The organism is Cetobacterium sp. (genome assembly GCF_051653945.1).
In the GTDB taxonomy this organism is placed as follows: domain Bacteria; phylum Fusobacteriota; class Fusobacteriia; order Fusobacteriales; family Fusobacteriaceae; genus Cetobacterium_A.
Map to the genome: position 1 here is coordinate 1 of NZ_JBOFXD010000100.1, position 5,849 is coordinate 5,849.

Below are 5,849 nucleotides of genomic sequence, written 5' to 3' on the forward strand. Positions count from 1 at the left end.
ATTTCAATAGTTCCATAACCTGCTATTTTCTCATTAGTTAGTCTTTTAGTAGAAAGATACTCAAACCTTAAAGGTTCAAGTATCTTTATTTCTACTTTTGCAAAACTTAATATATTTGTTATCAAAAATAAACTTAAAATCAAATTTTTCATATTTTTATCCTTTCTTTATATATTCTTTTACTAATTCTAATGGATATTCAAACTCCATTACTTGCTTATACAAAAATGAAACTTCATATTGTTTAAATGCTACAACCACACTTTCATCTTTAAAATAGATATTATTTGGATTTAAAGTTACTTTAGTATCTATATAAATTTGTTTCTCTAAAGGTAATTTTAAATTATCATCAATATCTTTTTGGACTAATGATTGTAATTTTTCTAATCCTTCTTTTGTCAAAATATCTTCCACTTTTATATTTCCTCCATCTTTCTGAAGAATATTTTTATTAAGTTTTTGATAAACAGATCCATTTCTATCTACTATAGTTTCCTTCTCTAAAGAACTTTCAATTCCCAAAATACTTTTGTAATTTAAAGTTCTCTTATATACATCATCTTCATTATCAGCTTTAACCATAATTGTATTTAAAATAACCAATAAATATATTAATTTCTTCACGTTTACTCTCCTTTTGAATTTTTTTTATTTAATTTTATCCACTAATTTTTTTATGTTAGTTTTTTTTAAAAATTTCTTATTAGAAAGTATATATAAAATATGTTTGTATATTTTTTCATTTGAAGAGTCAACTTTTATTAACTCCTTTGTTAAGTCTAGAAATTTATTTGTTCCCATTTTAAAATTTATTTTCATAATTGCTTTCCTTTTAAACCCTTATATCTTCTAAACAATCTACTTCGCTAGTATATTTAATTCCATTTTCAGCAATTAACTCTTCCACTTCTTTCCAAGTTCTACAACTATAATATTTTGGCATAGAGAATAAACTCTTAAAAAAGTTTCTGTATCTAAAAACAACCACATATTTAATATCCATTCTAGCCTCCTATTTTATTTTCATTTCTAAAACCAATGACCCTGAATATTCTCCTAGTTCTTGATTTTCAGGTACATCTAATTTACCTTGAATTTTTACTAAGTATCTTCTATTTGCTTGTTGTCTAACAAGTGCTTGAAGATTTCTAGCTCTTAATGTAGTTCCATTCTTATTGTATAACTCTGGACTATCTGTATTTAGTTTAAATTTAATATCTGTTACGTCTTTTATCATTTCAATTTTAACGTCCGTTTCAGCCGTTCTATTCTTTGCTCCTGCGATTATAGTACCAAAGTCTAAGACACCTTGACTTATTACGTTAAATGGTGCGTCAGGAGCTTTTAAAGTGAATGTATGATCCATAATCTGATTTGTTCCTCTAACTATTTGAACTCTTACATTTACATTTTTATTTACTGTCCAGTTATTTAAAGCTAAATTTAGTTTTCCACCTTCTACTTGAACACCAACTTCTCCATTTGTTAGTTTTATATTTTGTTTTGCAAGTGTTCCTGAAGCTCCTATTTCATAGTAATTATCAGCAAACACCGCTCTTCGACTTCTTCTTACTGTAAAATTATCAGAAATATATATTTTATCTCCTTGATTCATATAAGGGATTCCTGCTCCATTTGTTCCTTCTAAGTTTACTCCTTGATGTCTTTCTAAAACTAAAAATTCAGGCATTGATAAATTAATTCCTTTAAATTTAGCAAAACTTCTAATTTGGTATGTATTATCAAATTTTAAGCTAGTATCTCCTTCTACTTTTGTTGGTGATTTAATATTCATTACATGTTTACTGATTTCATTTGCACCTCTTATAATTCTAATAGTTATATCTCTTCTTGGTTCTAATACTCCCCATCCAGTCAATGCAAGTCTTAATTTTCCACCTTCTACTTTGTATTTAAAAGCTAAAGAGTCTATATTTTGAGCTTTTTCAACTAAATTACCTGAAGTTCCTATCTGACTTTGAACTCCATTAATTTCTAATATATCTCCTTGTTGCATTGTTGCAAGTCCATGTTGATTTGAACTTTCTAAAAGAACATCCCTTATAGAGTTTTCTAATGCTAATGGAACTGGTGAATTAAGATTTACTGAATTAAAAGCTATGTATGTATCAATTGGGTAATATTCTTTTAGAGTAATTCTTGATGAACCCTCTAATCTCTTAGGAGCTTGAATATTAAATACATGGTTTGTTACTTCTCTTGCACCTCTAAAAACTTTTATCGTTGCTGTTCTTAAAGGTTCTACAACTCCCCAACTATTTAAACCTAATCTTAATTTTCCACCTTCAACTTTATACTTTAATCCTAAATTTCCAATATTTACTACTCTTTCGCCAAGATTTCCTGAAGCTCCTACAGTTGTTTGAACTCCATTTATATCTAAAACATCACCATTTTCCATAGTAATTATTCCTGCTCCTGATGTTGAAAAAGTCATTCCAGGAACAGAATTTTCTAAAACTAATGCGTTACTATCTGCATAAGATGTTGAGCTAAAATTAGCATAACTTTTTTGATAGTTGTCATTAAAACTTAAATTTGTAGTTCCTTCAAGTGGACTTACAATATATTTGAATACTTGATTCACACTTTTAACAACAGAAATATCTGCTCTACCACCATTTATATGAGCTGTATATCCACCTAAATCTAAAGACCATCTTAATTTTACAATCACTGGTCTATTAAATTTATTAGTATAATAAACTCTATAAGGAACATTCGCATTATGGGTATTATCTCCACCTAAATATGTCCACCATGTAAAAGTTTTTGTTTCTATTAAAGTTCCATTTGCGTCTATTACATCAACAAAAGTTCTTCCATATGCTGTTCTATTATTACCTCTATGCGATCCATGTGTATTATTTGTTGCTCCGAACCCTATTTCAACTTCTTTTGTTAATTCACTTATATGTTCTCCTGTAATAAGTTGATTTGCGTTCCATAAATATTCTCTTCTAAACTCAAAAATCACTTCATTTGAACGAGCTGACATCTTCATAACTTTATCAACTACTGAATATAATTCAGGTTTATATTCTTTTACTGAAGATACTTTTTTTATAAATTTTAAGTTATTTGTTGAATCAAGCACTATAATGTATAATTTTGAATTTAAAGCCATTCCTTCAGTTGATACATCAATATCAGGATAATTATATTCGTAGTCATATTTGCTCTTAGAAAGCATTAATTTACTAGGATTTTTAATATCCTTTAATGTATCTGTTATAACAATCCTATCTGACATATTTAATTCATTTATTGTTAAATAGATTTTTTTATCTTCTTTATTGAAAAGACCTTCTATTTCTTGGGTTTTAACCTTTGTTACTGAAATATTCATTTCAGCTCCATTAGGTTTTTTCTTTAAAATTTCTGCTGTTGTTATAGCCTTTTCAGGGTTATCATAAATATATGTATGTGGAACTTCTGAAAAAGAAATGATGTTTAATATCAACATCATTATCATTACAATCTTTTTTATCATTACTGTTTCACCTCTACTGTCATATACACTTTCTTTTCATGTGTACCCTCTTTAGATATATTAGCTCCTTCTATAACAACCATATTGTCGTCTATGATTCGTTTATTAAGGAATTTTGGGGAGTAGATATATGTATCTACTTTCCCATCACCATCTATATCAATTTTATCTTGGCTATATTTGACCCTATAATGGTCTTTTAAATCAGGTTCTTTATTAAGTTCTAATGAAAAAGGCACTTCTATCTTTTCATCATCCACTACCATAGCCTTTATATCTACATCAGAAATAATCTCCAATGGAACTACTACATTTAGCTTAGATTCCATCATTACAGTAGTATTAGAAAGCAATTTTCTAATACTACCATCTTTTTCTGTTTTATCTTCAGTAGGCAACTTAGGTACATCCATATCAGTATTTCCAGTATTTGGAACTACTGGAATACTAGGTATTACATTTGAAAAACTTAATATATTAATTAGCATAAAAAAGCCTAGTAATTTTTTCATATTTTATTTTCTCCTTCCCCTTTCAACATTGAAATTCCATGTTCTTTTATGTTAAATACATAATAATTGTTGTCTGTTTTATCTACATAAGTTAGCTTTACAATTTCATCATTAATACCATCTATTTGATGATCTATTCCCATGTAAACAACTTCAATCAAGTATTTCTTAGGTAAAAGTCCTGATATTTCAAATATTCCTTGTTCATCTGGAATAGCTCTATCTATTACTTTTCCATTTATATCTTTTACAGTTATAAGAAGTTCTTCATACAATCTCATTTTATCAATTGAATTAAGTTCTAAAATATCCTCTACATTGATAAATCCTGTTAAAGTTAGCATTGGCTTTACAGGAATATGAGCTACTATAGTAGCTGTATTTTTTCCTTGTACCTGAACTTTGTTATTTCCTAATAGGAAATTAGGTTTTTTAATTTTTGGCTCTAAATCATAAGTTACATAATTTGGAACTCCATAGAACACAGCTTCTCCATTTTCATTGGTATTTATCTTTTGTTCTCCTATTTGAACCTCAACATTTTTAATAAGTTCCTCTCCCTCGTCATAAATGTCATTATCATTTTTATCTACAAATGTAACAACTTTAAGAGGGGAACTATCCATATTTTTAATTTTTGCTTTCGGATTTCTTAGATCAGTAATGTGATCTATTCCGAATTTATGTTCTTGGTTTCCTTTTTTATCAATAAACATTTCATAGTCAAACCAGTTGTTGTAGTTAGTTGAGAATCTAAATGTAAATTTATCTTTTTCTTTTTCCGTATATCTAGCTTCTAAATTGTAATCAAATAGTCTATTACCATTTGAAAATACACTAAATGCAACTTCATAATCTTTCCCATCATTTTTCCATGTATTTTCAAGTTTTAAAGTAGCGGTTCTAAGACCAGTATAGTAGGTATTAAAACTATACTTTCCTTTATCTTCTGTATGGTATTCATATTCACCAGTTAATAACAAATCTTTATATGCTTTTGAATACTCTATGCTGTATTTATTAATTTTTTCTTTATAATCTATTCCATAGATTCCATCCCTTTTAGTTGCTTCTTCTCTTTCATATTCTAGGTCTAAAGCCTTTATAGGAGTGTATCTTACATAGAATTTTGTCTTGTATTTATCTTCGTAAAACTCGCCTTTACTTTCATGTTCAAGTCTTAATCTAACTTTTTTAATATCAATTTGACCTAAAAAGTCATAGGAATAATCATCTTTGGTATTTTTTTCATTTACTTTGTATTCAAACTCATTAAATACCTTATCTCCACCTACTCTAAATGTGTATGGTAGTGAGTAAATATAATTAGAGTAAACAGCTTCTAATCTTCCTTTATCAAGGTACTCATATTCATCATTTATTAGTTCAGGCTCTCTTAAATATCCCATTCCTAATGTCAAATGATCTGTAAGACCATAATAGACTTTTGAATCAATTTTATTTCTTTTTGATTCGTGATCTTCTCTAATATTAATATCGTATTCAACTTCACCTTTATTTTGCTGATTGTAGTTACTTGTTGTACTAATATCTTTTATTAAGATTTTTCCATCTGGAGTATAAATTTTTAATTGGTAATTTCTATCTTCTTTTATTTCATCATTTTTAAACTCTACAACTCCATTAGTTGCATTTTGAATGTCTATAATGATACCTAAATAAAGAAGTTCAACTCTACTTCCTAATGGTACATTTTCTTTAATAATATAGTTTTTAGAACCAGTTATTATATATCCCTTATCCTTTTTAAAAGATATATCCCACTCTCTAGCTCCATCATCCATGTACTTATAATTTCC

6 protein-coding genes are annotated in these 5,849 nt (G+C 27.7%); all 6 read right to left on the reverse strand.

The features are described from left to right. Window positions 1-156: 156 nt before the first annotated feature. Window positions 157-627 (reverse strand): hypothetical protein, encoded by a 471-nt coding sequence (locus tag ACRC8M_RS10510; RefSeq protein ID WP_438529085.1) that lies wholly within the window; start codon window positions 625-627, stop codon window positions 157-159. Between the two features lie 24 nt (window positions 628-651). Beyond that, on the reverse strand, window positions 652-822 hold the full coding sequence (locus ACRC8M_RS10515; protein ID WP_438529086.1) for a hypothetical protein: 171 nt from the start codon (window positions 820-822) through the stop codon (window positions 652-654). A gap of 13 nt (window positions 823-835) precedes the next feature. Next, window positions 836-1,006: a hypothetical protein gene (locus ACRC8M_RS10520; protein WP_438529087.1), complete on the reverse strand. Its 171-nt coding sequence runs from the start codon at window positions 1,004-1,006 to the stop codon at window positions 836-838. A gap of 9 nt (window positions 1,007-1,015) precedes the next feature. Then, the gene (locus ACRC8M_RS10525) at window positions 1,016-3,517 is read right to left on the reverse strand and encodes a hypothetical protein (RefSeq protein WP_438529088.1); all 2,502 of its coding nucleotides are present in this window, start codon (window positions 3,515-3,517) and stop codon (window positions 1,016-1,018) included. Continuing rightward, complete coding sequence (locus tag ACRC8M_RS10530; protein WP_438529089.1) at window positions 3,517-4,029, reverse strand: hypothetical protein; 513 nt, start codon at window positions 4,027-4,029, stop codon at window positions 3,517-3,519. The genes ACRC8M_RS10525 and ACRC8M_RS10530 overlap by 1 nt, the downstream gene beginning before the upstream one ends. Continuing rightward, the coding region (locus ACRC8M_RS10535; RefSeq protein WP_438529090.1) for a hypothetical protein at window positions 4,026-5,849 on the reverse strand (1,824 nt) is incomplete at its 5' end. The genes ACRC8M_RS10530 and ACRC8M_RS10535, both read right to left, overlap by 4 nt.

Coding starts and splice junctions, on each gene's coding strand:
- ACRC8M_RS10515 (WP_438529086.1), bottom strand. CDS start 822: ATGAAAATAAATTTTAAAATGGGAACAAATAAATTTCTAGACTTAACA.
- ACRC8M_RS10520 (WP_438529087.1), bottom strand. CDS start 1,006: ATGGATATTAAATATGTGGTTGTTTTTAGATACAGAAACTTTTTTAAG.
- ACRC8M_RS10525 (WP_438529088.1), bottom strand. CDS start 3,517: ATGATAAAAAAGATTGTAATGATAATGATGTTGATATTAAACATCATT.
- ACRC8M_RS10530 (WP_438529089.1), bottom strand. CDS start 4,029: ATGAAAAAATTACTAGGCTTTTTTATGCTAATTAATATATTAAGTTTT.